Here is a 22,377-nt window from a genome sequence, read left to right as displayed (position 1 = left end):
CTCCCGCCGGCTTGCGGCGAAGGCCTGAATCGACGCGCTGTCGCACCATGCTCGTTTTCGCACTTGCGTTCAACCCCTGAACGCAATTGTGTTACCGTTGCGTTTCGTTGCAGCCCCGAGGCAACGCGACGCGGCCCGAACGGCCGCTGCACCACGGGACGAGGGCGTCTAACGCACCCATCAGGCGAGAGCCTGATCCGACGGATGCCCCGCCCGCACAGCGAGAGGATCATCCGTGGCGAAGGCCCCCATTCTGGAAATGCGCGACATCACCAAGCGCTTCCCCGGCGTGGTCGCACTCTCGAACGTGACGATGACCGTGCAGCGCGGAGCGATCCACGCCATCTGCGGTGAGAACGGCGCAGGGAAGTCCACCCTCATGAAGGTGCTCTCCGGCGTCTACCCCTACGGCACGTACGAGGGCCAGATCATCTACGAAGGTGAAGAGGTCCGCTTCTCCACCACGAAGCAGAGCGAGTCGGCAGGCATCGCGATCATCCATCAGGAGCTCGCGCTCATCCCGGAGCTCTCGATCACCGAGAACCTGTTCCTCGGCAACGAGGTGTCGCGGTTCGGCGTGATCGACTGGGTGGCGGCTCAAAAGCGGGCGCGCGAGCTGCTCGACCTGGTCGGACTGCGCGAAGACCCCGACACGCTCATCAAGACGCTCGGTGTCGGCAAGCAGCAGCTCGTCGAGATCGCGAAGGCCCTGCACAAAGACGTCAAGCTGCTCATCCTCGACGAACCGACCGCGGCGCTGAACGAAGCGGAGTCCCAGCATCTGCTGGACCTCATCCTCGAGTTCAGGAAGTCGGGCATGACCTCGATCATGATCAGCCACAAGCTGAACGAGATCGAGCGGGTCGCCGACTCGATCACGATCATCCGTGACGGCAAGACGATCGAGACGCTGGATGTGGCATCCGGGGGCGTCGACGAGGACCGCATCATCCGCGGCATGGTCGGCCGGTCTCTGGAGAGCCGCTTCCCTGAGCGCACGCCGAACATCGGCGAGACGTTCTTCGAGGTGCGCAACTGGACCGTGCAGCATCCCGTGGACCCGGACCGCCTCGTGTGCAAGAACGAGAGCTTCTTCGTGCGCCGCGGAGAGATCGTCGGCTTCGCGGGCCTGATGGGCGCCGGCCGCACGGAGCTCGCGATGAGCGTCTTCGGCCGCAGCTACGGCACCTACCTCAGCGGCGAGATCTACAAGGACGGCCGCCGCATCAAGGTGGCGAACGTGCACGACGCCATCGAGCAAGGAATGGGTTACGTGAGCGAGGACCGCAAGACGCTCGGGCTCAACCTGCTCGACACCATCAAGCGTGCCACCGTCTCTGCGCGGCTCGACAAGATCGCGCACGGCGGCGTCGTCGACGACCTGCAGGAATACAAGGTCGCCGAGGAGTACCGCAAGGCGCTGCGCACCAAGGCGACGTCGGTGGACGAGGGCGTGAGCAAGCTGTCCGGCGGAAACCAGCAGAAGGTCGTGCTGGCCAAGTGGATGTTCACCGACCCCGACCTGCTGATCCTCGACGAGCCGACTCGAGGCATCGACGTCGGCGCCAAGTACGAGATCTACAACATCATCAACCAGTTGGCCGCGCAGGGTAAGGGGATCGTGCTGATCTCCTCCGAGCTGCCCGAGCTGCTCGGCATGTCCGACCGCATCTACACGATCTTCGAGGGCCAGATCACGAACGTGCTGCCGGCAGAAGAGGCCAACCCCGAATCCCTCATGGTCAGCATGACCTCGACCCGAAAGACCGGACAAGCAGCATGAGCAAGTTCTCCGATGGCGTGCGCACCCTCACAGGGGGGCGCGGACTGAGCCAGTACAGCATGATCATCGCGCTGGTCGCGATCATCGTCGTGTTCGAGATCTGGACGGGCGGCTACACGCTCGACCCCACGAACGTGATCAACATGGTGCAGCAGTACTCGTACATCCTGATCCTGGCGATCGGGATGGTCATGCTGATCATCGCTGGGCACATCGACCTCTCCGTCGGTTCGGTCGCCGCGTTCGTCGGTGTCGTGGTCGCCCAGTCGATGGCTGTCTGGCACCTGCCAGCTGGGCTGGCCATGCTGCTCGGCCTCGTGGTCGGCGCGCTCGTGGGTGCTTGGCAGGGCTTCTGGGTGGCGTACGTTCGCGTTCCCGCCTTCATCGTCACTCTCGCGGGCCAGCTCATCTTCCGCGGTGCCAACCAGGTGGTCGGCAACTCGACGGCTGTTCCCACCCCTGCGTCGTACAACTGGATCGGCAACGGATCCCTGCCCGACTTCGGCCCCGACTTCGGCTACAGCAACCCCACGCTCATCCTCGGCCTGATCGTCGTTATCGCGCTCATCTGGAAAGAGGTGCACGACCGCCGCAAGCGCGTGCGCATGGGTGCGGCGCTGCAGCCGGTCTGGGCAAGCGTCGTCAAGCTCGTGCTGCTGTGCGGCGTGACCATCTTCGCGACCTACCTGTTCGCGACCGGGCGCGTGGGCACGAGCTTCCCCGTGGTCGGCATCATCGCCGGGCTCCTCATCCTCCTCTACAGCTTCATCACGAGCAGCACGGTGTTCGGCCGCCACATCTACGCCGTTGGCGGCAACGCCAGCGCCGCAGTGCTGTCTGGCGTGAAGTCACGTCGCGTGAACTTCCTGCTCATGATGAACATGTCGATCCTCGCCGCAGTCGCGGGCATGGTCTTCATCGGCAACGCGCAGGCATCCGGTCCGTTCGACGGCACCGGCTGGGAGCTGGATGCCATCGCAGCGGTCTTCGTCGGCGGCGCGGCCATCTTCGGCGGCGTCGGCACCGTTGCCGGATCGATCATCGGCGCGTTCGTGATGGCGTTCCTCGCCAACGGCCTCTCGCTGCTCGGGCTCGACTCCTCGTGGGTGTCGATCATCCGCGGACTCGTGCTCATCGCCGCCGTGGCATTCGACGTCTACAACAAGACGCAGGGCAAGCCGTCCATCACCGGACTGCTGCTGCGCGGGGTCGGTGTCGGACGCAAGAAGAAGCCGACCGCAACCGAGGAGGCGGTCGAGACCCAGCCTCAGGGGATCGACCAGCCGGCGGGCGAACAGGTCAAGGTGCCGCAGGCCTGACGCCGCTCCTAGCTTGCTGTCCGGCGCACCACCGGACAGCTCCATAGAAGGCGCGACCCATCGACAGGGCCGCCCTGCAATACACAACAAGAAGGAACAACATGCGCAAGAAACTGCTCATCGGCCTCACCGCCGTGGCCCTTGCCGGTGTCGCACTGACCGGATGCTCGTCGCGCGGCAATGCGGGCTCCGCCGACACCACCGTGAAGAAGGGCGACACCATCGGCGTTGCCCTCCCCGCCAAGACGTCGCAGAACTGGGTGCTCGCGAAGGCCTCGTTCGAGAACGCGCTGAAGGATGCCGGATTCAAGTCCGACGTGCAGTACTCGGCGAGCGTCTCCGACCAGCAGAACGTGATCCAGTCGATGGTGACCAAGGGCGACAAGGTCATCGTGATCGCGGCGCAGGACGGCAGCCAGCTCGGCACCCAGGTCGCGCAGGCGAAGAAGTCCGGCGCGACGGTCATCGCGTGGGACCGCAACATCATGAACACCAAGAACGTCGACTTCTACGCCGCGTTCAACAACTACAAGGTCGGCGAGCTGCAGGCCCAGGCCCTGCTCGACGGCATGAAGGCCAAGAAGCCCAACGGCCCTTACAACGTGGAGATCTTCGCCGGCGCCAACACCGACGCCAACGCGACGGTGTTCTACAACGGCGCGATGAGCGTGCTCAAGCCGCTCATCGACAAGGGCGAGGTGAAGGTGCCGTCGGGGCAGACATCCTTCCAGCAGGTGCAGACGGACAACTGGGACCCGAAGAACTCCCAGACCCGCATGACCAACATCATCACCAAGACGTACTCGAACGGCACCGAGCTCGACGGCGTTCTCTCCCCGAACGACACGCTCGGTCGCTCGATCATCACGGCCGCACAGCAGGCAGGTCTGCCCGTTCCCGTGGTGACGGGTCAGGACTCCGAGACCGCGTCGATTCCGCTGATCATGAAGGGCGTTCAGTACTCGACGATCTACAAGAACACCGACGAGGAGGCGAAGGCCGCGGTCGACCTGATCAACGACCTGGCCAACGGCAAGAAGAAGCCGTCGGGCGTCGACTACAACGACAAGACCAACGCCTACAACGGCACGATCACCGTTCCGTACAAGCCGCTCACGCCGATCCTGGTGACCAAGCAGAACGCGGTGCAGGCGTACTCGAACAACTCGACCCTCGAGGAGCTGGCCAAGAACAGCCAGTAGTCTCCGCCCTTCACACCAAGGGGCCGTCCGCTTCGTGCGGGCGGCCCCTTGGTGTGGACAGGTCACTAGTACAGGTCGCATTCGTTCGCCTCGTGCCCCCAGCCACGCGGCAGGACCACCGCCCGAGCGCCCCTCTCCAGCCGACCAGTACTCAAGCCCTAGGCTTCAGAGCCCGGTGCAACTCACCTGCCGACGGAACTCGTACGGTGAATAGGATCACAGTGGGCCTTCAGGAGTCGAGCGGCGCTGCCGTTACCCAGCATGACGTTTCCCATACATGCGGGTCGGACTCCCCTAATGACGCGAGGACCTGACGCCGAACGATATCCGGCGACTCCGACACGTGCCGAAGTCGAGCCGTGCCGCTTGACGTCCATTCGCCCGTTGGTTCCATTCTGCCTACCGCAATACAACCCCTTTTGAGCAGTTTATGAAGTGTAATGAACGCGCGGTCAACGTCGGTCTTGGATGGTCGCCACGACGCATATGGAGGCGGATTACCCACTATGCCCAGATGGATGAGTACCCAATCGAACGAAACATCGTCCATTCTCGCTTCGTTAACCAGCGCATGCTCGGGGGCGCTCAAATCTTGATCACGGTAGGGAATTGGCACTACTTTCCCCGATCGCTTATGTCCATCAAGAGCGTAAGCGCCTCGAATCGGAGGCCTCACATCGAGGCCTCACATCGAGGCGAGTCATGCCGCAATCGGGGCCTCACATCGGGCGAGTCATGCCGCAACTGACCGACGCTTCACCTCCTCGGAACCGTGCGCGGTTCACCCCGGTGCCCGGACTTGGGGCGCCCTGTTGCATGCGCCCCCCGCCGGTGTCGATGGATCGATGGTGGAACCAGATGCCTCATCCTTAGCACCTCTTGTTGCCCATTCACCCAAGGAATCGTCAATCAAAACGTTCTGGTACTCAACCGCCGAGCCCACCCGCTAGTCGTAGCCTGGCCGCGGAACCTCAACCCCGTCCATCGTGATCTCTTCGCAACTTCCTGCAAACCCAGTGGGCTCCACCCAGAGAACTACTTGAAAGTTCCAGAGGTGTGAAGTCGAGTCGAATTCGAGCCAACATTCCGTAAATTCCGCATAATCCCAATCGGGGCCGATCGAATTTCTAAATTGAAGTTCGTGCATGCGAACTATCTGAAGTTCGTGGATCTCGTGCGAACTTCCGTGATCAACTCTCACCTTAAGACTCAAGGTTTGATTTCTGACGTCGAGGTCTGCAGCTTGCAGGCTGCCTCCCCAGAGGCGATCGGTGAGCATCACCCATTCCCTCGGATCTTTCTTACGATCCTTATAATTTCATCAATTGACGTGCTACTAATTGGTATGTGGGTTTCTTCTGGATTCGTTGAAGGCAACCCAGAACGGGTAAACGCTTCCTTTCCCGGGACGCTGATCCGATAGTAGTTGGTGCGGTCACCGCCTTGGTCCATCACTCTTACGACAATTCCCCGATTTCCAAACGGGATGGTAACGGTGTATCCACCCGTATTTTCAGATACTATTCCGCCGAGGTCGTCCGACACTCCCGCGAGATGTCAGTACGCAGAAATCACCCCGATGACCGTTGAACCCACGATCGCCACCCCGCCTCGGCTACCTTCTCCCGCCGCAGACAGTGCAATCGACGAAGGAGAAGCGCTCGTCGACACGATCGCTTTCGCCTACGTGCACCAGCTTCGTCTCGTCGGCAGCCCGCTCATCGCCACAGACGCACTCGCTGCCGAGCGCGCGGAGTATGCCCGAAGCATCGTTAGCGTGGTGCTCACGGCCTTGAATGGCCCTGTCAACGAAGCGCCGTCGCTTGACACACGCAACGTCGTTGTCGAGCTGGCCGACAGCGGCATCCCCCCGGGCGTTGCGCTTGCAGGAGCCGCCGTGTTGTTCGAGACGGCGCTGAAACAGCTTGATCTTGTGTTCCCGGGCCGGAACATCGAGATCGCCATCTGCCTCGCGCGACACTTACTGTTCGGCATCGCCCTTGTTCTCGATTCTGCCGGCGTCGCGGTGCGGCGAGAGGACATCGTGAGTGAGATCGTAGACAGCTCACGGCTTCGGGCGGCACTGAGCAAACGTGAAGCAGCAGTCTTCCTGCTTCTCTTGGACAAGGCGACCACCAGCGCCATCGCGGCCCGGCTCGGCATCGAGAAGGTCACCGTAAAACACCACATCAGCAGCATCGGCCGCAAGCTCGGCGGGCGAGGACGTGTCGACGTGATCAGAAGAGCCCGGGAACTCGGAATCCTTGTCGCAGCGCCGCTGACCGCCAGCGCCGCCATCAGTGGATTGAATGCACTGGCGGGAAACTGAGCTCCGCGCCAAAACGTTCCAGTCATGAAGCCGGGTTTCAACAAGCTCAACCCTCGGTTCGGAAGCACGGACACGCCACCGTCGCGCCGTCTGTGTCAGCTCACCAGTGCCGGGCGTCGCACCGATGCTGCGCCTTCGTCACCACGAGCGGCGCCGACGCTAGCGGCGTGCCTGAGGCATCCGTCACCGTCACCGTGTGCGTGCCTGCGCGGGCCGACCGGGGCACAGCCACCTGCTTCGACGCGTTGCCGAGGGCATCCGCCTTCAGCGCCGCGACCGGGTGCCCGTCGAGCCGGATGCCCGTGATGGACAGCGCCGCGAGGCCCTTCACCGAGACGGTCGTCGTGCAGCCGGCGGGTACAGGATGCTTGCTCACACTCACCGAGACCGCGCCGTGGCCCTGCGCTGCCGCGTTCACCAGGTGCAGCGCTCCACCGCGCTCGACCACTTTGCCCTGGTAGCCCGACGGGAGGCCCGTGATCGTCACGTCGCCCGCAGAAAGGGACGAGGTCAGCCCGTGCGCGGTCAGCAGCACGACATCGTTGCCCAGTTGCGTGCCAGGCGCCACGTCGACGGCCAGCTTGCCGTTCAGTACCGCTCGACCGTCGACCTGCATTGCGGGCGAGCCCGAGTCGATCGAGAGCTTGAGCGTGCCGGCGCTCGACTCGGTGAGCGAGCCGCCCACCTTCACGGTGTCGGATGTCGCCTCCGCGAGAGTGCCGTCGGCGACGCGCACCGAGCCGATGCCGAGGGCGGAGGCCGAGTCGGCAACGAGCGTTCCATCGACAACGCTTGTGCCGCCGCGGTAGGTGTTGGACCCGGCGAGCGTCAGCTCACCTGTGCCGGCCTTCGTCAGCGAGCCTGCGCCTGGGATGTCGTTCTGCCAGGTGTCGGCAGCGGAGAGGCCGCCGTCCGCCTTGTTCATCGACACGGTCACCGCCGAGTCGAGTGCGCCGTATCCACTCGATGCCGAGAACAGATCGAGGCGCCCCCAGCCCTCCTCGTCGTCGAGCAGCGGGTATCCGGAGGGCAGCGCGGTCGTGCGCAGAACGTCCCGGATCTGCTCGCCACTCAGGTACGGGTACCGAGTCTCGAGCAGAGCCTCAGCGCCCTTGGGCACGGTCGCCGGGATGTCTGTCGGCCCGATCTGTTCGAATCCGTACGTGAGTCGCTGGCGATACGCCGCCCGGTTCGCCGCGTAGTCGCCATAGGTGTCGTCGCCGCTGGGCGCCGCGTTTGCGAGCACCTGCTCGGCCTGCGCGTGCGCGCTCTGCTTGAGTGCCGCATTCGCCGGATCGTTCAGGATCGCGGCGGCGAGCGCGGTGCCCAGCACTCGTCCGCCCATCACGTCGAGCGGCGAGTGCATGCCCGCTTGGATTCGGCTGTTGCCGATTTCGGAGGCGTTGGTGAGCAGCTGCTGGTAGCGCTCCGGATACGCGTACGCGAACGCGATGTCGGCGAGGTAGCCCGCATTCGTGTGCCCGCTCGGGAACCCGCCGTCTGTCGCGGGCGTCGTCGACTTCTCCGGCTCGAGCTGGGGCACGACCTTCACCTGGTCCGACCAGCGCCACGGCCGCATGTACTGATAGAAGTTCTTCGACGGGTTCCCTGAGGAGTAGTTGCCTCGGAGCGTGTCGACGAGGGTCACGACCTTGCCGAGCGCCGAATTCTCGTCCGCCCACACACCGTTCGCGTTCCCCGCGTCGTTGTATTTGACAGTGGTGGCGTCGGCCGGAATGTCGTCGCCGATCGTGGTACCGGCGTTCGCTGCGGTACGCACGGCATCCGTATAAGGGCCGAACCCGTTGATCGCCGTGTAGCTCTGGTTGCGGCGGTCGGTGAGATAGGCCTCCTTCGACTCGGCGGGCGTGAGCGAGCTCGTGATGTCGATCGCCTTCTGGATGTTCTCGTCGAGCACGGCCGCGTTGAGCTTGGTTCCGTTGTCCCAGCTCGTGCCCGGCTGCCAGAGGTCGGAGAACTTGCCGAGCAGGCGGATGGCCGCGTTCGTCTCGGGCGTCGTGTTCGTCGACTGGTTCGTCTGGTACGCGTCGACGAAGTGCCAGCCATCGGGTGAGGATGTCTGTGCGGATGCACCGGATGCCGGGAGCGCGGCGGCCAACAGCGCGAACGCGGCCACGCCTGTCGCTGCAGTCAGGCGCCTGCGCCTGCGCCGTCGTTCGTCTGGGGATTGGGAATCGAGCGTCATCGCGTCGTGCGTCCTTTCGCTTGCCGGTGCGGATGCTGTCCCGGGCTGTCGAGCAGACACGCTCGCGGAACCCAGACGGCCGATCCCCACTTCCGGCTCTGGGTTCGACGATGACCCCCGTCAGAGGCACACGAGAGTCACTGTTCCCGACCATATCCGGCCGAGATTGTCAGGACAATGGCTCTAAAGGAAATAGTCCTCAGTGTGATGGTTAACTCCGTGCGACGGGCGGCGTGGGGCTTCTCAGTCCTGACGGGTCCGGCGACGTCGATTAGCAGCGACAACCGTGAGCGTCGCGCCGGCGGCGAGCAGCAGTGCAGCCTCGAGCGCCGGAGTGTACTGCTCGCTGCCGGTTGCCGCGAGGCTGCCGGCAGGAGCTGCCGCGGCTGCGGAGGGGTCCGAGGGATCCGTACCGGCCACTCCCGAACTCGGCGTCGTTGTACCACTCGGCGTCGAGGAGGATCCGGAAGACGGAACGACGTCGACCGTCTCGCCGGCCTTGACGGTCTGGCCGAGGACGGCAGCATTCTCGTAGTAGAGAAAAAGCTGATGGGTTCCCAGGGGATCCGCTCCAGCTGTTCCCGTCCCGCTGATCGTGATGGTCGATCCTGCTGTTACCCCGGAGAGCGGGCAACCGATCCCTTTCCCACCCGGATCCGGCTGGCACGATGCGCCGGCGCTTGCCGATGTGACTTGAAAGCTGAATGCGCTTGTGTCGGCAGCCGCATCCTGCAACACATAGAACCCTACGAATTGCGGCAGGTACTGCTCTGGGGTTGTTGGCGACACCGTGAAGGTCGCGGTGACCGTCAGGATTCCCCCGACCGGTACGGTCGCCGCCGACACTGACCCGGTGGCCGTCACCGGGCGATCGAGCACCGTGACGTCCTGCAACCCCGCCAAGCTCTCGGTGCCATTGGGCATCGTTGTCGTGAACCTAAGGTGCTGGACACCAAGAATGCCCTGGACTCCGGTTTCGTGGACGGACACGGTCTCGGTGTCTCCCGGGGTGGCTCCCGCCCACGTACAAGTCCCACTCGCGCCGTCTGCAGCGACCGTGCAGTCTGAGAGGTTTGCACTGTTCGAACTGATCGAGAACGCGATGGCTCCGCCGCTCGTGCCGCCGTCAGGAGTCGCGCTGAACGACGCAGCGGTTGGCAGCTCCTCCACCGCTGCGTCCGCCGGAACCTGGAACGTGATCTGAACGTCGGCGCTGTCTCCGACGAACAGATTCGCGGGGGAATCGCTGAACGCAAGCGGCGGGGATGCAGCTGCCGGTGCCGCCATAGCGATGACCGAGGCACCAGCCAGGACTGTGATGGTGAGCGCCGAGAGCGCGAAATTTCGGTAGCGAGACAACGGTGTCCAGTCTTCAGATGCGAACGGGGCAGCGGGGACGTCAGTCCACAACGCCGCCACAATACATCACATCGACGCCCGTCTAGGAATCCCCTTTCCGAGGCGAAAGCGTGGAAGGGACACTCCCAGTCAAACCCATGACCCCCGGTCGATAACCGGGTGCGCCCTACTCTGCCCGCGTGGCAGCAGCGGCCGCGCGTGCGGCCCCCGGCAGCGCGTCGAGCACCCGGTTGACGGCGGCGTCGTCGTGTGCCGCCGTGACGAACCACGCTTCGAAAACACTCGGCGGCAAGGAGACGCCGGCGTCGAGCATCGCGTGGAAGAACGGTGCGTAGCGGAAGGCATCCTGCGCCTGAACGCCTGCGTAGTCGGTCGCGGGCGCCTCGCGGAACTGGATGCTGAAGAGGTTGCCTGCGTGCGAGATGTAGTGCGGAACACCGGATGCCGTGAGCGCGTCGTCGATGGCCTCTGAGATCACTGAAGCGACCTGATCGAGCCGGGCATAGACATCCGCATCGGCTAGACGCAGTGTGGTCAGGCCGGCGGCGACGGCGACCGGGTTTCCGGACAAGGTGCCCGCCTGGTAGACGGGACCGCTCGGCGCGAGCAGATCCATGAGCTCCCGGCGTCCGCCGAGGGCGGCAAGGGGCATCCCGCCGCCGATGACCTTGCCGAACGTCACGAGGTCGGGCAGGTAGGTGGGCGAGACGAGTGCGCGGGAGCCGTCATCCCCTTCGCGGATCGTGAACGCTGACTCGCCCCACCAACCCGCCGGGCCGACACGGAAGCCCGTGAGCACCTCGTCGAGGATGAGCAGGGCACCGTTGTCGTGCGCGATGTCGGCGAGGAAGGCATTGAAACCGGGGGCGGGCGTGACGACACCCATGTTCGCCGGGACCGCCTCGGTGATGATGGCTGCGATGCGGGGGCCGTGCTGCGCGAAGACCGCGCGCACGGCATCCTTGTCGTTGTACGGAATCACCACGGTCTGCGCCGCGATATCGGCGGGCACTCCGGCGGAGGCGGGCAGGGCCAGCGTGGCGAGGCCGCTGCCGGCATCCGCAAGCAGTCCGTCGGAGTGGCCGTGATAGAGGCCGGAGAACTTGACCACGAGGTCGCGGCCCGTCGCCCCACGTGCCAGGCGGATGGCGGTCATCGTCGCCTCCGTGCCGGTCGAGACGAGCCGCAGCTCGTCGATCAGCCGGGACCTCACGAGCGAACGGCCGCTGAGGTGGTGCGAGCCGGGCGTCACGGTCAGCCGGTCGATGACGAGTTCGGCGAGTTCGGTCTCCGCCGGGGTGGACGCGCCGAAGCTCAGGCCACGAGCGGCGGCATCCTGCACGGCGGCGACCACCTCCGGATGCGCGTGCCCGAGTATCGCAGGACCCCACGACGCCACGAGGTCGACGTATTCCCGCCCCTCGACGTCTGTGACGTACGGGCCGTGCGCGGTCACGAGCGAACGGGGCGTGCCGCCGACGGAGCGGAACGCGCGCACAGGCGAGTTGACGCCGCCAGGGATGACGGCCCTAGCGCGCTCGAATGCCGCGTCGTTGCTGTTCATCGGTGTGGGCCCTTCGACTCGCTTCGCTCGCTCAAGGAGAACGACCGGGCCCGCCCGCTCACTTGAGCCACCCGGCAACCTCGACAGCCCAGTACGTGAGAACGGCGTCGGCACCGGCACGGCGGATGCTCGTCAGCGTCTCGAGCACGGCTCGGTCACGGTCGATCCAACCGTTCGCGGCGGCCGCCTCAACCATCGAATACTCGCCGCTGACCTGATATGCCCATACGGGAATATCACTGATCTCGGCCACGTCGCTCAGCACATCGAGGTACGACATTGCGGGCTTCACCATCAGGATGTCCGCGCCCTCCTCGAGGTCGAGCCGCGCCTCGCGCAGACCCTCGCGCCGATTCGCCGGATCCTGCTGATAGCTGCGCCGGTCACCTTGGAGCTGCGAGTCGACGGCCTCGCGGAAGGGGCCGTAAAAGCCGGATGCATACTTCGCGGCGTATGCAAGCACCCCGGTCTCGGCGAAGCCTCCGGTGTCGAGCGCGTCGCGCACGGCGGCGACCTGACCGTCCATCATGCCGCTGAGCCCGAGGAGCTGCGATCCGGCATCCGCCTGGGCCAGTGCCATGTCGCGGTAGCGCTCGAGCGTGGCGTCGTTGTCGACGCGGCCGGAGGCATCCAGCACGCCGCAGTGCCCGTGATCGGTGAACTCGTCGAGGCAGAGGTCGGTCTGCACGACGAGCGCGTCGCCCGCCTCGGCGACCACTGCCCTGGTCGCCGCGTTCAGGATGCCGTGAGCGTCGGTGGCCCCACTGCCGATGGCATCCCGCACCTCGGGCACGCCGAAGAGCATGACGCCTCCGATGCCCGCCGCGGCCGCCTGCGCCACAGCGCCCTTGAGGCTGCCCAGGGTGTGCTGCACGACGCCAGGCATGGATGCGATGGGTTGCGGCTCGCGGATGCCCTCCCGCACGAAGATCGGCAGGATCAGCTCGGCCGGGTGCAGCCGGGTCTCGGCCGTGAGCCGGCGCATCGCCGGGGTGGCGCGGAGGCGGCGGGGGCGAACAGTCGGATGCAGCACGTCGTTCACCGTTCAAGGCTAGTGGCGCGCCCCTGAGTGCTTGCTCGGGCGGGCATTCGCAGGCGACTGCCCCGACGGCGCGCGCATCCGTCGCTACCATCGAGGGCGTGGGTGTGACGGAACTGTGAGTGACGCAGCAGCTCCGGCCCCCGACCCCGGACCGGAGCCCGGCGCGCGGCGTCGCACCGGTCTCGCGGTCGCCGGCCTGAGTCTCGGCACGGCACTGAACCCCCTCAACTCGTCGATGATCGCGGTGGCGCTCGTCGATCTGCAGAAGACGTTCATGCTCGGCATCGCCGAAGCCACCTGGGTCATCACGGCGTTCTACCTCGCGTCCGCCGCCGGTCAGCCGCTCATGGGCCGGCTCGGCGATCGCTTCGGACCTCGCAGGCTCTTCGTGTTCGGCATGGCCGTCGTGATCGTCGTGAGCGCACTTACGCCGTTCGCGCCATCGTTCGCGCTCGTGTGCGTCGGTCGCATCGGGCTCGCGATCGGTACGGCCACTGCGTTTCCGTCTGCCGTAGCGATGGTGCGACCGCTCAGCGCGCAGTCCGGCGTGACGACTCCGCGACTGCTTGGGCGCATCCAGATCGCGAACACCGCGGGCGCCGCCGTCGGCCCGGTGCTGGGCGGCCTGCTCGTGAGCACACTCGGCTGGCAGGCGATCTTCGCCGTGAACGTTCCGCTCGCCGCTCTCGCCCTCGTCGGCACGTGGATGCTCGCCCCCGCCGACAGGGCCCGCCGCGCCGAGCGCTTCCGCGTGCTTGTGCTCCAGTCAGACATCCCGGGGATCGCACTCTTCGTCGGCACGCTCGTCGCGCTGCTGATCTTCCTGCTCGGGCTGCAGGCCCCGGCGTGGTGGTTGCTCGCCGTCGCGGTGCTGGCCGGCGGATGCTTCGTGTGGCGCGAGCAGACGGCATCCGTTCCGTTCATCAACCTCAGGCTGCTGGCGGCGAATCGCTCGCTCATGATGGTGTACCTCTGCTTCGCCGTCTTCAATCTCGTGTATTACACGGCGTTCTTCGGCCTGCCGCAGCTGCTGCAGGAGCACGGCGGGTACGGCGCTGGAGTGACGGGTCTGCTGATGTTCCCGCTGGCGGCCGTGACCATCGGGCTGACCCCGCTCGGCGCTCGCTGGATCGAGACCCGCGGCCTGCGGTTCACGCTCATCACGGGAGGGGTGGGGCTCATCGCCGGCGCCGGCCTGCTCGCCGTGGCGGCGGCGACCGTGAACCCGGTGGCGATCCTCCTCATCACGGCAGCCATGGGCGCGCCGTATTGCGTCGTGAGCATCGCGATGAGCCAAGCCCTCTACGCGTCCGCGGCGCCGAAGGATGCCGGCGTCGCGGCCGGAATCTTCCAGACCTCCCGCTACGTCGGCGCCATCCTTGCAACGACCATCCTCGGCATCGTGTTCGTGAACGGCTCCGGAGCGGATGCCGTTCCGGAGTGGATCACGGTCATCGCGATCGCGACGGGGCTGGCAGTCGTGCACGCCGTGCTGCTCGCCTCGTGGCATCCGCGGTCGTACGAGGAACAAGTCCACCCCTGATTGCGCCAGGACCCCTCCGCCCTGATCGCGCCGGGCCTCCGACACCCTGATCGCGCCGGGCCTCCTCCACCCTGACCGCGCCGGGCCTCCTCCACCTGACTGCGCCATGTCTTCGCGATTGCGCCACGTTTCCTGGCGCAATCGCCGCGTCCTGGCGCAATCGGCGCAGCGCGCGGGCGGCGAGCGCTGCAGCGCGCCCGCGGCGAGCGCCTACGCCCGCCCGCGGTTGCGGCGCCGCACCGGTCGGGGCGCGCGCCCGCCGAGGAACGACCTGCCCGCGTCGACCACGAAACCGCCCTGGCGGAGCGCCTGGCGGCCGACGAGCATCCGGAAGCCCATGGCATCCCGATTGGTGAGCGTCGTCTCGGCCTGCACCGTGCGACCGCACAGTTCGAGCTCGATGAGCACGACGTAACGCCGTTGTGCGTGGCCGGTCGAACTGCGCACCAGCCGTCTGTCGTGAACCGGGCATTCGACCACGACGGCATCACGGTTGGAGTCCTGCCAGGGTCGCACGTGGAAGCGCACGCGTTCGCCGCCGTCGAGCTCCTCGATGTCGAACGCGTGCAAGGCCGAGCTGCGTGCACCGGTGTCGAGCTTTGCCTTCACCCATGGCACCTCGATGGCGGGCAGGGAAACCCACTCGCGCCACCCCACGACGGTGCTTGAATGGATGGTCTCGCCCATTCCCCCATCTTTCCAGGAGCCCACGGTGAAGTTGGCCATTCTGTCGCGGGCTCCGCAGTCGTACTCGACTCAGCGGTTGAAGGCTGCGGCACTCGATCGAGGACACCGTGCCAAGGTGCTCGACACCCTGCGGTTCTCGATCGACCTGTCCGGCGAGGAGCCGGACCTGCAGTACCGGGGCAAGCTGCTGTCCGACTACGACGCCATCCTGCCCCGCATCGGCAGCTCGATCACCTACTTCGGTACTGCCGTCGTACGCCAGTTCGAGCAGATGGATGTCTACACCCCGAACACCGCGAACGGCATCACCAACTCCCGGGACAAGCTGCGAGCCAACCAGATCTTGTCCAGGCACAACATCGGTATGCCTGCCACCGCGTTCGTGCACAGCCGGGCCGACGTGCGCACGGCGATCGAGTCGGTCGGGGGAGCGCCCGTCGTGATCAAGCTCCTCGAGGGCACACAGGGCATCGGGGTCATCCTCGCGCCAGAGGCGAAGATCGCCGAGGCCATCATCGAGACGTTGCACTCCACGAAGCAGAACGTGCTCGTGCAGTCATTCATCGCGGAGAGCAAGGGACGGGATGTGCGTGCGCTCGTCGTCGGGGACCGCGTGGTCGCCGCGATGCGACGCGTGGCCAGCGGTGACGAGTTCCGGTCGAACGTGCACCGCGGCGGCTCGGTGCAGCGCATCGAGCTTCCGCCGGAGTACGAGCAGGCCGCCGTGCGCTCGGCGCAGATCATGGGCCTCAGGGTCGCCGGGGTCGACATGCTCGAAGGCAACGACGGACCACTCGTCATGGAGGTCAACTCGTCGCCCGGCCTGCAGGGCATCGAGACCGCGACGGGGCTCGACGTGGCAGGCGCGATCGTGGACTACATCGACAATCAGGTGGCGTTCCCCGAGATCGACGTGCGGCAGCGGCTGACGGTCTCCACCGGATACGGCGTTGCGGAGCTGGCGGTCGGCATCGGGGCCGACCTCATCGGCAAGCGCCTCCGCGACTCGGGCCTGGACGAGCGCGACATCACTGTGCTCACCCTGCACAGGGGCGCCGCAGTGATCCCGAACCCGAGGGGCAACACCGAACTCGAGGCGGGCGACCGCCTGCTGTGCTTCGGCAAGCTCGAGGAGATGCGATCGATGATCCCCGCCCGCAGACGGCGCCGCACCAAGGTGCGCAAGCTGCCGAAGGATGCCCTCCCCGTCGAGTCCTGACCGTCACGCGCCTTCGACCCGGCCGAGCGCGGACGCGGCACAGCGCGGGCTCACGGGCAGGATGGGGGCATGCCTCCTTCCGAGCCCAGCGGCATCCGGCTGTCGCACGCGTACTACGACGAGGTCGTGCAGCCGCTGCTCGCCGAGCGTTTCCCTGGCATGCCGTACGCGGCAGGGCGCCTGGGCGCGGGATCCGACGTGCTCGAGCTCGACGATGACATGTCCCGCGACCACGACTGGGGCCTGCGGCTGAGCCTGTTCGTTCCCGATGACGTGGTGGACGCCGTGGACGGCCTTCTCGAGCGGATGCTCCCCGCCACGTTTTGCGAACATCCCACCCGGTTCGCTTTCACCGGCGAGACCGAAGCCCGCCACCGCATAGAGGTGACCACCCTGGAGCGCTTCCTGGATGCCCGACTCGGCTTCGACCCGCGGCACGGCGTCTCGGTCGACGACTGGCTCTCGCTCACGGGGCAGGCAGCGCTGGAGGTGACCGCTGGACCGTTGTTCGCCGATGCAACGGGCGAACTGGGCCGCGCCAGAGACGCCCTGCGCTGGTACCCCCAGGATCTTTGGCGCTACGTGATCGCCTGCGATTGGGCAAGGCTGGCACAGGAGCTCCCCCTCGCCGGACGCGCGGGGGATCGCGGCGACGAACGGGGTTCGCGCGTCATCGCATCCCGACTCTCACAGATCGCGATGCATCTGGCCTTCATGCTTGAGCGCCGGTGGCCGCCGTACTCGAAGTGGTTCGGCACGCTGTTCGGCCGACTCGGCAGCGCGTCCGAGCTCGGCCCGGCCATCGACCGCGCGCTCGAGGCCGATACGTGGGGTGCACGACAGGCCGCCCTGGCGGAGGCTCTCGCCGTGCTCCTGCGCGTGCAGAACCGCCTCGGACTGACATCCGTCGAGCCGGCAACCGTGCAGTTCTGGGACCGCCCCTATCTGCACCCGAATCCCGCCATCGTGACCCGACTACTGGACGGAATCACGGATCCCGAGGTCTCGGCGCTGCCGCTCGGCCGAGGAACCATCGAGCAGCGCACGGACAACGTCGATGTGCTGGTGAACCCGAGCATGCGGCGCACAGCGGCACGCTGAGTCTGCGAACGGGACCTTCCGGCCGACGGCACCGATGACTCCGGCGCCCGAGCGGTCGGCGGGTTGAGCCGCGGCAACGTCAGCGGTACAGCGGCATGCGGCTCGCCTGCTCGACGAGCCAAGGGCTGAACGCCCATGGCGCACTGGCCAGCGCGGTGGCCAGCGCCGCAGGCGCGACAGCGGCGACCTCCGCCACCTCCGCCGGGTTCGGCACGGACTCGCCGACGGCTCGAGAAAGGTAGACCGGGCAGACCTCGTATTCGACGACCCCGTTCGCGTCGACGGCCCGGTAGCGGAAGTCCGGCAGCACAAGCTCCGGTTCGCTCAGCCGGATGCCCAACTCGTCGCGCGCGTGGCGGCGCACGGCATCCTCGACCGGCTCGCCCGGCGCAGGATGCCCGCAGAAGGCGTTCGTCCACACCCCTGGAAAAGTGAGCTTCGCCAGCGCACGCCGCGTGACGAGCACTCGACCGTCGTCGAGCAGAACGTGGCACGAGAAACCGAGGTGCAGCGGCGTCTCCGGGCCGTGAACCACGGCCTTGTCTGCGCTGCCGATCGGCGCACCCGCTTCGTCGAGCAGCACGACCCTGGTCGAGTCGACGCTGCCCGAGTCGGTGCCGCCCGCGTCGCCGATCGTGTCACCATCGCGAAGCCGCGCAGCGAGCACGGATGCCCGTTCCTGTGCGGCGTCTGTCATGACGCGGCCCGCTGCGCTGCGGCGCGAGCGAGCACCTCGACGAGTGATTCGGCAGTCCGCTCAGGCGCGATCACGTCGACGCGCAGGCCGTACGCGCGGGCATCCGTCGCCGTGCGAGGTCCGATCGCTGCAACGAGGGTGCCGGTCGGGATGGGTCCGAGCTGCTGCTGCACCTGCTCGGCCACGCTGCCCGAGGTGACCAGAATGGCCGTGATCTGGCCGGACGCCACCTCTTCGACGACCTTCTCGGCCACGGGGATGCCGATGGTGCGGTAGGCGACGACGGAGTGCACCTCGTGGCCCAGGGCCGTCAGACCGTCGGTGAGCGTGGTCTTGGCGATCTCGCTGCGCAGCGTGAGCACTCGCAGCGGACCGTCGCCCCTCGTGATCGCAGGCCACTCGTGAAGCATGCCGGCGGCCGAGTTGTCGTCGCCCGGCACGAAGTCCGCTCGGTACCCGGCGGCCAAGAGCGCTGCGGCCGTGGTCTCGCCGACGGCGGCGACGCGTGTGCTCGGGTGGATCGGCGCTTGATGCGCCGACAGCACGTCCACGGTCGTTGCGCTCGTCACGGTCACCCAGTCGTAGTCGCCCGCCGCGAGCGCACTGAGCGCCCTTTCGAGGGACTCCTCATCGGATGCCGGTGCGAAGTTGATCATCGGAGCCACGACCGGCGTACCACCGTGGGCGCGGATGTCTGCCGCCACCGAATCTCCCCACGGTCCGCCGCGGGGAACGAGCACGCGCCAGCCCGAAAGAGGTTTGGCGCCGTGGGTGGGAATCGGACCCGTCGTCATGACTCGGCACCGCCCAGGGGCGCCAGGCTCGCTGCGCCGTTCGCGAGGAGTTCGTCGACGACGCGCTGCGAGGCATCCTGTGCAGCCTCGAGCAGGGCCGCCGAACCGTTGCCCTCGAGACTGGCAGCATGCGATGAGGTGAGCTGCCGAGTGCCGTCCGGCTTGTACACGGTCGCCGTGAGGAACAGCAGACCGTCTTCGACGAGCGCCGTGGCGCCCAGCGGGGCGGCGCATCCCGCTTCCAATCCGGCGAGCACCCCGCGCTCGGCCGAGACCGTCGCCCGCGTCGTCACGTGGTTCACTGCGGCGAGCGCCTTGGCGAGCGCACGACCCTCGGCCGAGGCATCCTTCTCACGTCGCGTCTCGAGGGCGAGGGCGCCCTGTCCGGGCGCCGTCGGCCACTCCGAGAGTTCGAGGTGCTGCGTGGCGGCATCCGAACGCCCAAGGCGACCGAGGCCGGCTGCGGCGAGCACCACCGCATCGAGCCGCCTGTCGGCTTCGGTCTGCTCGAACACACGCCCCAGCCTGGTGTCGATGTTGCCCCGGATGTCCACGATCTGCAGATCCGGCCGCTGCGCCTTGACCTGGGCGACGCGGCGCGGGGATCCGGTGCCCACCCGGGCGCCCTCGGGGAGCGTGTCGAGTGTGAGGTGGTCGCGGGCGCACAGCACGTCGCGGGCATCCGCTCTCTTGGGTACCGCCGCGAGTTCGATCTGCTGGTGCTCCGCACTGGGCAGATCCTTCAGCGAGTGCACGGCGACGTCGATCTCGCCTGCAAGCAACGCGTCGCGCAGTGCACCGGTGAACACTCCCGAGCCGCCGAGCTGCGCGAGCGATCCGGTTGCCGTGTCGCCGTGAGTCGTGATCGTGACGAGCTCGATCTCGAGTCCGGATGCCTTCGCCAGCGAGTCGGCGACCTGGCGCGTCTGCGCCAAGGCGAGGGCGCTGCCGCGTGTGCCGACCCGGACGACGGTCATCGGACTTCGACCTTCTCTCCGCGCATGCCGACGGGCTCGTGATCCGGCCACGGGCCGAGGTCGGTGACGTGCGGCCGCTGCTCGACGGGGATGTCGTCGAGGCGCTCCTCGATCAGGTCGACGAGGCCGGCCACGAACGCCGGGTGCGTGCCAGGCGTTGCCACCCGGATGGCACGAAGCCCGTTCTCCTCGGCCGTCGCGATCGCCTCGTTGTCGAGGTCCCACATCACTTCCATGTGGTCGCTGACGAATCCGAACGGCACGATGATCACAGCCTTGGTGTGGCCGTCGACGCCGAGATCGGCGATGCGGTCGTTGATGTCGGGTTCCAACCACGGCGTGCGGGGATCGCCCGACCGCGACTGGTAGACGAGCGACCATGGGATGCCCTCTGCCGCAGCCTCGGAGATCGCGTGCGCAACTGCGCAGTGCTGCGCCACGTACGCGCCACCCTTGCCGAATTCAGGACCGGATGCCTCGGCCGCCGCGCTCGGAATGGAGTGCGTCACGAACAACACGTGGATGTCGTCGCGAGCTGCGGCATCCTCGAGCTCCGCGACCGCCGCGCCGACGCCCTCGATGAACGGCGTCACGAAGCCGGGGTGGTCGAAGTACTCCCTGATGCGATGGATCGACATCACGTCGGTGAGCTCGTTCTCGGCCAGCGCCCGCTCGAAGTCCTCGCGGTACTGGCCGACGCCGGAGTACGACGTGTACGCGCTCGTCACCAGCGCGAGCAGGCGGTCGTGACCGGCTTCGTGCGCCTCGCGTACGGCATCCGTGAAGTACGGGTTCCAGTTGCGGTTGCCCCAATGGATCGGCAGGTCGATGCCGCGTCGCGCCAGCTCGGCCTCGAGCGCTGCCTTCAGCAGGCGGTTCTGCTCGTTGATGGGGCTGACGCCGCCGTAGTGGCGGTAGTGGTGCGCCACCTCTTCTAGGCGTTCGTCGGGTATGCCGCGCCCGCGCGTGACGTTGCGCAGGAACGGGATGACGTCATCCTGACCCTCTGGACCGCCGAAGCTGGAGAGCAGGATCGCGTCGTATTTCGTCATCGCAAGACCTCAGGGATGTCTTTCACAGGAATACGCCGACCCGTGTAGAACGGGACCTCCTCACGCACGTGCCTGCGGGCATCCGTGGCGCGGAGATCGCGCATCATGTCGACGAGATCGACGAGATTGTCTGACTCCATCGGCAGCAGCCATTCGTAGTCGCCGAGCGCGAACGCTGCGACCGTGTTGGCCAGCACCGAGCGGAACGCCGCACCCTTCCGACCGTGGTCGGCGAGCATGCGGCTGCGCTCGGCGTCGGGGAGAAGGTACCACTCGTAGCTGCGTACGAACGGATAGACCGTGAGCCACTGGCGCGGCTCGAGTCCCCGGAGAAACGCCGGCACGTGCGCCTTGTTGAACTCGGCTCCGCGGTGAACGCCCATCGCGTTCCACGTGGGAAGGAGGTCGCTCAGCATGGCAGTGCGTCGAAGCCGGCGCAGAGCGGCCTGAAGCTGCTCCGCGATCGGGCCGTGCAACCACACCATGACGTCGGCGTCGGCCTTGAGACCGGAGACGTCGTAGAAGCCGCGGACGGTCACGCCCTCTGCCTCGACGTCGGCGACAGCGGACTCGAGCTCGGAGATGGCCCACTCGACGCTCGGATCCTCGAGGTTGAAGGGCCGCGTCGGGTCGCGTCGGAGCACGGCCCAGAGCGCGAAACCGTCAGGCTGAGGCGCGTCGGCCGTCGCTTCTTGCTTCGCTTCTTCTCGGGCTTCGGGTCGGACGTTCTGGCTGGGGGATTCGGATGCCGCGTGCGCAGCCGCCGGGTCTGTCATGGCATCCAGTCTCCCGCGTTGTCCCCTTTGCGGCAAAAGCGACCGTCCCGCCAGCCGCTGATGCGGAGCGGGCTGGAGGAGCGGGGCATCAGCGGGCTGGAGCGGCGGGGCGTCCAACTCGTGCGACGTCTTCGATGCGCATCGAGGGAGTGACTTCGGTGCGCACCGAATGAGAGCGGCGTGAAGGGGGTACGGGGAGCTCGACGAGGAGCGACCGAGCAGTCAAGCCCTTGGCCGTCCTTGTTTTTGGACGCATGCTGAACAAACCTGACGAAAACACTGGATTGAACCGAATAAAACTGCGCTCCGTGGTGTTGATAGATGCAAATGTCTGAATCGTTGAAGAACTCCAGCCGTGTCGCGGAGCAGTCCTCCACGAACACGACCCCTCGCCGTAAGCGCCCGAGCCGCGCCAAGGCGAAGCCGATCATGGATGCCCGCGCCAAGGTGATCTCCGCATTTCCGTGGGCGCAAAACCTCTCGTACAGCGAGCAGCAGCAGTTCGCGGACGAGCTGGCGCACCACCCCCGCGATCTCCCGAACGGGCAACTGGAAGCGCTGATCCTCTCCTGGAAGAACCGGGCGCGACGCGTCGCGTGAGGCGCGACGGCGCCACTTCGGCGCGCTCGTTCGCGCTCGTTGCTTGGGCGGGGTTCGTGCTCGTCGGTGGGGCAGGAACCCGCGTCTCGCCCCACCGCGGAGTTCGCGCGTAGCGCCACCTCCGTCC

Annotated in this window: 18 protein-coding genes; 8 read left to right on the top strand and 10 right to left on the bottom strand. The window is 66.7% G+C overall.

Features of this window, described 5'->3' with window-relative positions; translation table 11 throughout:
* The first annotated feature begins 259 nt into the window (after positions 1-259).
* The 4 genes from mmsA (at position 260) to ACO2Q7_RS11135 (ending at position 6,633) form a co-directional block, all read left to right on the top strand.
* On the top strand, positions 260-1,783 hold the full coding sequence (gene mmsA, locus ACO2Q7_RS11150; RefSeq protein ID WP_423356013.1) for a multiple monosaccharide ABC transporter ATP-binding protein: 1,524 nt from the start codon (positions 260-262) through the stop codon (positions 1,781-1,783).
* Positions 1,780-3,102, top strand: coding sequence for a multiple monosaccharide ABC transporter permease (gene mmsB / locus ACO2Q7_RS11145; RefSeq protein WP_423355670.1), 1,323 nt, complete (start codon positions 1,780-1,782; stop codon positions 3,100-3,102). Before mmsA ends, mmsB begins: the two co-directional genes overlap by 4 nt.
* A 101-nt stretch (positions 3,103-3,203) precedes the next feature.
* The gene (locus ACO2Q7_RS11140; protein ID WP_423355669.1) at positions 3,204-4,304 is read left to right on the top strand and encodes a substrate-binding domain-containing protein; all 1,101 of its coding nucleotides are present in this window, start codon (positions 3,204-3,206) and stop codon (positions 4,302-4,304) included.
* Positions 4,305-6,081: 1,777 nt separating this feature from the next.
* Positions 6,082-6,633 (top strand): LuxR C-terminal-related transcriptional regulator, encoded by a 552-nt coding sequence (locus ACO2Q7_RS11135; protein ID WP_423355668.1) that lies wholly within the window; start codon positions 6,082-6,084, stop codon positions 6,631-6,633.
* Positions 6,634-6,733: 100 nt separating this feature from the next.
* Here ACO2Q7_RS11135 and ACO2Q7_RS11130 read toward each other — a convergent pair whose 3' ends face one another.
* From ACO2Q7_RS11130 to hemB, 4 genes are all read right to left on the bottom strand, one after another.
* Positions 6,734-8,839 carry a phosphatase PAP2 family protein gene (locus ACO2Q7_RS11130; RefSeq protein WP_423355667.1) on the bottom strand — a complete coding sequence of 702 codons (2,106 nt, stop codon included), beginning with the start codon at positions 8,837-8,839 and terminating at the stop codon, positions 6,734-6,736.
* A 243-nt stretch (positions 8,840-9,082) separates the two neighbouring features.
* Positions 9,083-10,198, bottom strand: a complete 1,116-nt coding sequence (locus ACO2Q7_RS11125) for a hypothetical protein (RefSeq protein ID WP_423355666.1) — start codon at positions 10,196-10,198, stop codon at positions 9,083-9,085.
* A gap of 166 nt (positions 10,199-10,364) precedes the next feature.
* The gene (gene hemL, locus ACO2Q7_RS11120; RefSeq protein ID WP_423355665.1) at positions 10,365-11,762 is read right to left on the bottom strand and encodes a glutamate-1-semialdehyde 2,1-aminomutase; all 1,398 of its coding nucleotides are present in this window, start codon (positions 11,760-11,762) and stop codon (positions 10,365-10,367) included.
* Between the two features lie 58 nt (positions 11,763-11,820).
* Complete coding sequence (gene hemB, locus ACO2Q7_RS11115; protein WP_423356012.1) at positions 11,821-12,795, bottom strand: porphobilinogen synthase; 975 nt, start codon at positions 12,793-12,795, stop codon at positions 11,821-11,823.
* Positions 12,796-12,919: 124 nt separating this feature from the next.
* Between hemB and ACO2Q7_RS11110 the strand changes: the two genes are divergently transcribed.
* Entirely contained in the window at positions 12,920-14,347 is a 1,428-nt protein-coding gene (locus ACO2Q7_RS11110; RefSeq protein WP_423355664.1) for an MFS transporter, read from the top strand.
* Between the two features lie 210 nt (positions 14,348-14,557).
* Here the strand turns inward: ACO2Q7_RS11110 and ACO2Q7_RS11105 are convergent, their stop codons facing one another.
* Positions 14,558-15,034, bottom strand: a complete 477-nt coding sequence (locus ACO2Q7_RS11105) for an ATP-dependent zinc protease (RefSeq protein ID WP_423355663.1) — start codon at positions 15,032-15,034, stop codon at positions 14,558-14,560.
* A 25-nt stretch (positions 15,035-15,059) separates the two neighbouring features.
* Here ACO2Q7_RS11105 and ACO2Q7_RS11100 point away from each other — a divergent pair, with 25 nt between their 5' ends.
* Both ACO2Q7_RS11100 and ACO2Q7_RS11095 read left to right on the top strand, forming a co-directional pair.
* Positions 15,060-16,253 (top strand): RimK family alpha-L-glutamate ligase, encoded by a 1,194-nt coding sequence (locus tag ACO2Q7_RS11100; RefSeq protein ID WP_423355662.1) that lies wholly within the window; start codon positions 15,060-15,062, stop codon positions 16,251-16,253.
* 69 nt (positions 16,254-16,322) lie between these two features.
* Positions 16,323-17,354 (top strand): DUF4037 domain-containing protein, encoded by a 1,032-nt coding sequence (locus tag ACO2Q7_RS11095; protein ID WP_423355661.1) that lies wholly within the window; start codon positions 16,323-16,325, stop codon positions 17,352-17,354.
* A gap of 79 nt (positions 17,355-17,433) precedes the next feature.
* On the opposite strand, the gene idi is transcribed toward ACO2Q7_RS11095, so the two are convergent.
* Genes idi through hemQ form a run of 5 tightly spaced genes read right to left on the bottom strand, consistent with a single transcriptional unit; the run spans position 17,434 to position 21,650 of the window.
* A complete protein-coding gene (gene idi / locus ACO2Q7_RS11090; RefSeq protein ID WP_423355660.1) occupies positions 17,434-18,051 on the bottom strand; it encodes an isopentenyl-diphosphate Delta-isomerase in 618 nt (205 codons plus the stop codon).
* Positions 18,048-18,845, bottom strand: coding sequence for a uroporphyrinogen-III synthase (locus tag ACO2Q7_RS11085; RefSeq protein ID WP_423355659.1), 798 nt, complete (start codon positions 18,843-18,845; stop codon positions 18,048-18,050). The genes idi and ACO2Q7_RS11085 overlap by 4 nt, the downstream gene beginning before the upstream one ends.
* On the bottom strand, positions 18,842-19,822 hold the full coding sequence (hemC, locus tag ACO2Q7_RS11080; RefSeq protein ID WP_423355658.1) for a hydroxymethylbilane synthase: 981 nt from the start codon (positions 19,820-19,822) through the stop codon (positions 18,842-18,844). The genes ACO2Q7_RS11085 and hemC overlap by 4 nt, the downstream gene beginning before the upstream one ends.
* Positions 19,819-20,874 carry a ferrochelatase gene (locus tag ACO2Q7_RS11075; protein ID WP_423355657.1) on the bottom strand — a complete coding sequence of 352 codons (1,056 nt, stop codon included), beginning with the start codon at positions 20,872-20,874 and terminating at the stop codon, positions 19,819-19,821. The genes hemC and ACO2Q7_RS11075 overlap by 4 nt, the downstream gene beginning before the upstream one ends.
* Positions 20,871-21,650, bottom strand: a complete 780-nt coding sequence (gene hemQ, locus ACO2Q7_RS11070; RefSeq protein WP_423355656.1) for a hydrogen peroxide-dependent heme synthase — start codon at positions 21,648-21,650, stop codon at positions 20,871-20,873. The genes ACO2Q7_RS11075 and hemQ overlap by 4 nt, the downstream gene beginning before the upstream one ends.
* Before the next feature lie 327 nt (positions 21,651-21,977).
* On the opposite strand from hemQ, the gene ACO2Q7_RS11065 reads away from it, so the two are divergent.
* Entirely contained in the window at positions 21,978-22,250 is a 273-nt protein-coding gene (locus ACO2Q7_RS11065; protein WP_423355655.1) for a hypothetical protein, read from the top strand.
* The last annotated feature ends 127 nt before the right edge of the window (positions 22,251-22,377 follow it).

The sequence above is a fragment of the Rathayibacter sp. KR2-224 genome, from assembly GCF_049446075.1.
Lineage (GTDB): Bacteria > Actinomycetota > Actinomycetes > Actinomycetales > Microbacteriaceae > Humibacter.
Note: the sequence above shows the minus strand (reverse complement) of the source record. Positions and strands in the feature narration are given on the sequence as shown.

What these genes read in the sequence shown, in the direction of transcription:
- mmsA (WP_423356013.1), top strand. Translation starts at nt 260, where the DNA reads ATGCGCGACATCACCAAGCGCTTCCCCGGCGTGGTCGCACTCTCGAAC.
- mmsB (WP_423355670.1), top strand. Translation starts at nt 1,780, where the DNA reads ATGAGCAAGTTCTCCGATGGCGTGCGCACCCTCACAGGGGGGCGCGGA.
- ACO2Q7_RS11140 (WP_423355669.1), top strand. Translation starts at nt 3,204, where the DNA reads ATGCGCAAGAAACTGCTCATCGGCCTCACCGCCGTGGCCCTTGCCGGT.
- ACO2Q7_RS11130 (WP_423355667.1), bottom strand. Translation starts at nt 8,839, where the DNA reads ATGACGCTCGATTCCCAATCCCCAGACGAACGACGGCGCAGGCGCAGG.
- hemL (WP_423355665.1), bottom strand. Translation starts at nt 11,762, where the DNA reads ATGAACAGCAACGACGCGGCATTCGAGCGCGCTAGGGCCGTCATCCCT.
- ACO2Q7_RS11105 (WP_423355663.1), bottom strand. Translation starts at nt 15,034, where the DNA reads ATGGGCGAGACCATCCATTCAAGCACCGTCGTGGGGTGGCGCGAGTGG.
- ACO2Q7_RS11095 (WP_423355661.1), top strand. Translation starts at nt 16,323, where the DNA reads ATGCCTCCTTCCGAGCCCAGCGGCATCCGGCTGTCGCACGCGTACTAC.
- idi (WP_423355660.1), bottom strand. Translation starts at nt 18,051, where the DNA reads ATGACAGACGCCGCACAGGAACGGGCATCCGTGCTCGCTGCGCGGCTT.
- ACO2Q7_RS11085 (WP_423355659.1), bottom strand. Translation starts at nt 18,845, where the DNA reads ATGACGACGGGTCCGATTCCCACCCACGGCGCCAAACCTCTTTCGGGC.
- hemC (WP_423355658.1), bottom strand. Translation starts at nt 19,822, where the DNA reads ATGACCGTCGTCCGGGTCGGCACACGCGGCAGCGCCCTCGCCTTGGCG.
- ACO2Q7_RS11075 (WP_423355657.1), bottom strand. Translation starts at nt 20,874, where the DNA reads ATGACGAAATACGACGCGATCCTGCTCTCCAGCTTCGGCGGTCCAGAG.
- hemQ (WP_423355656.1), bottom strand. Translation starts at nt 21,650, where the DNA reads ATGACAGACCCGGCGGCTGCGCACGCGGCATCCGAATCCCCCAGCCAG.
- ACO2Q7_RS11065 (WP_423355655.1), top strand. Translation starts at nt 21,978, where the DNA reads ATGTCTGAATCGTTGAAGAACTCCAGCCGTGTCGCGGAGCAGTCCTCC.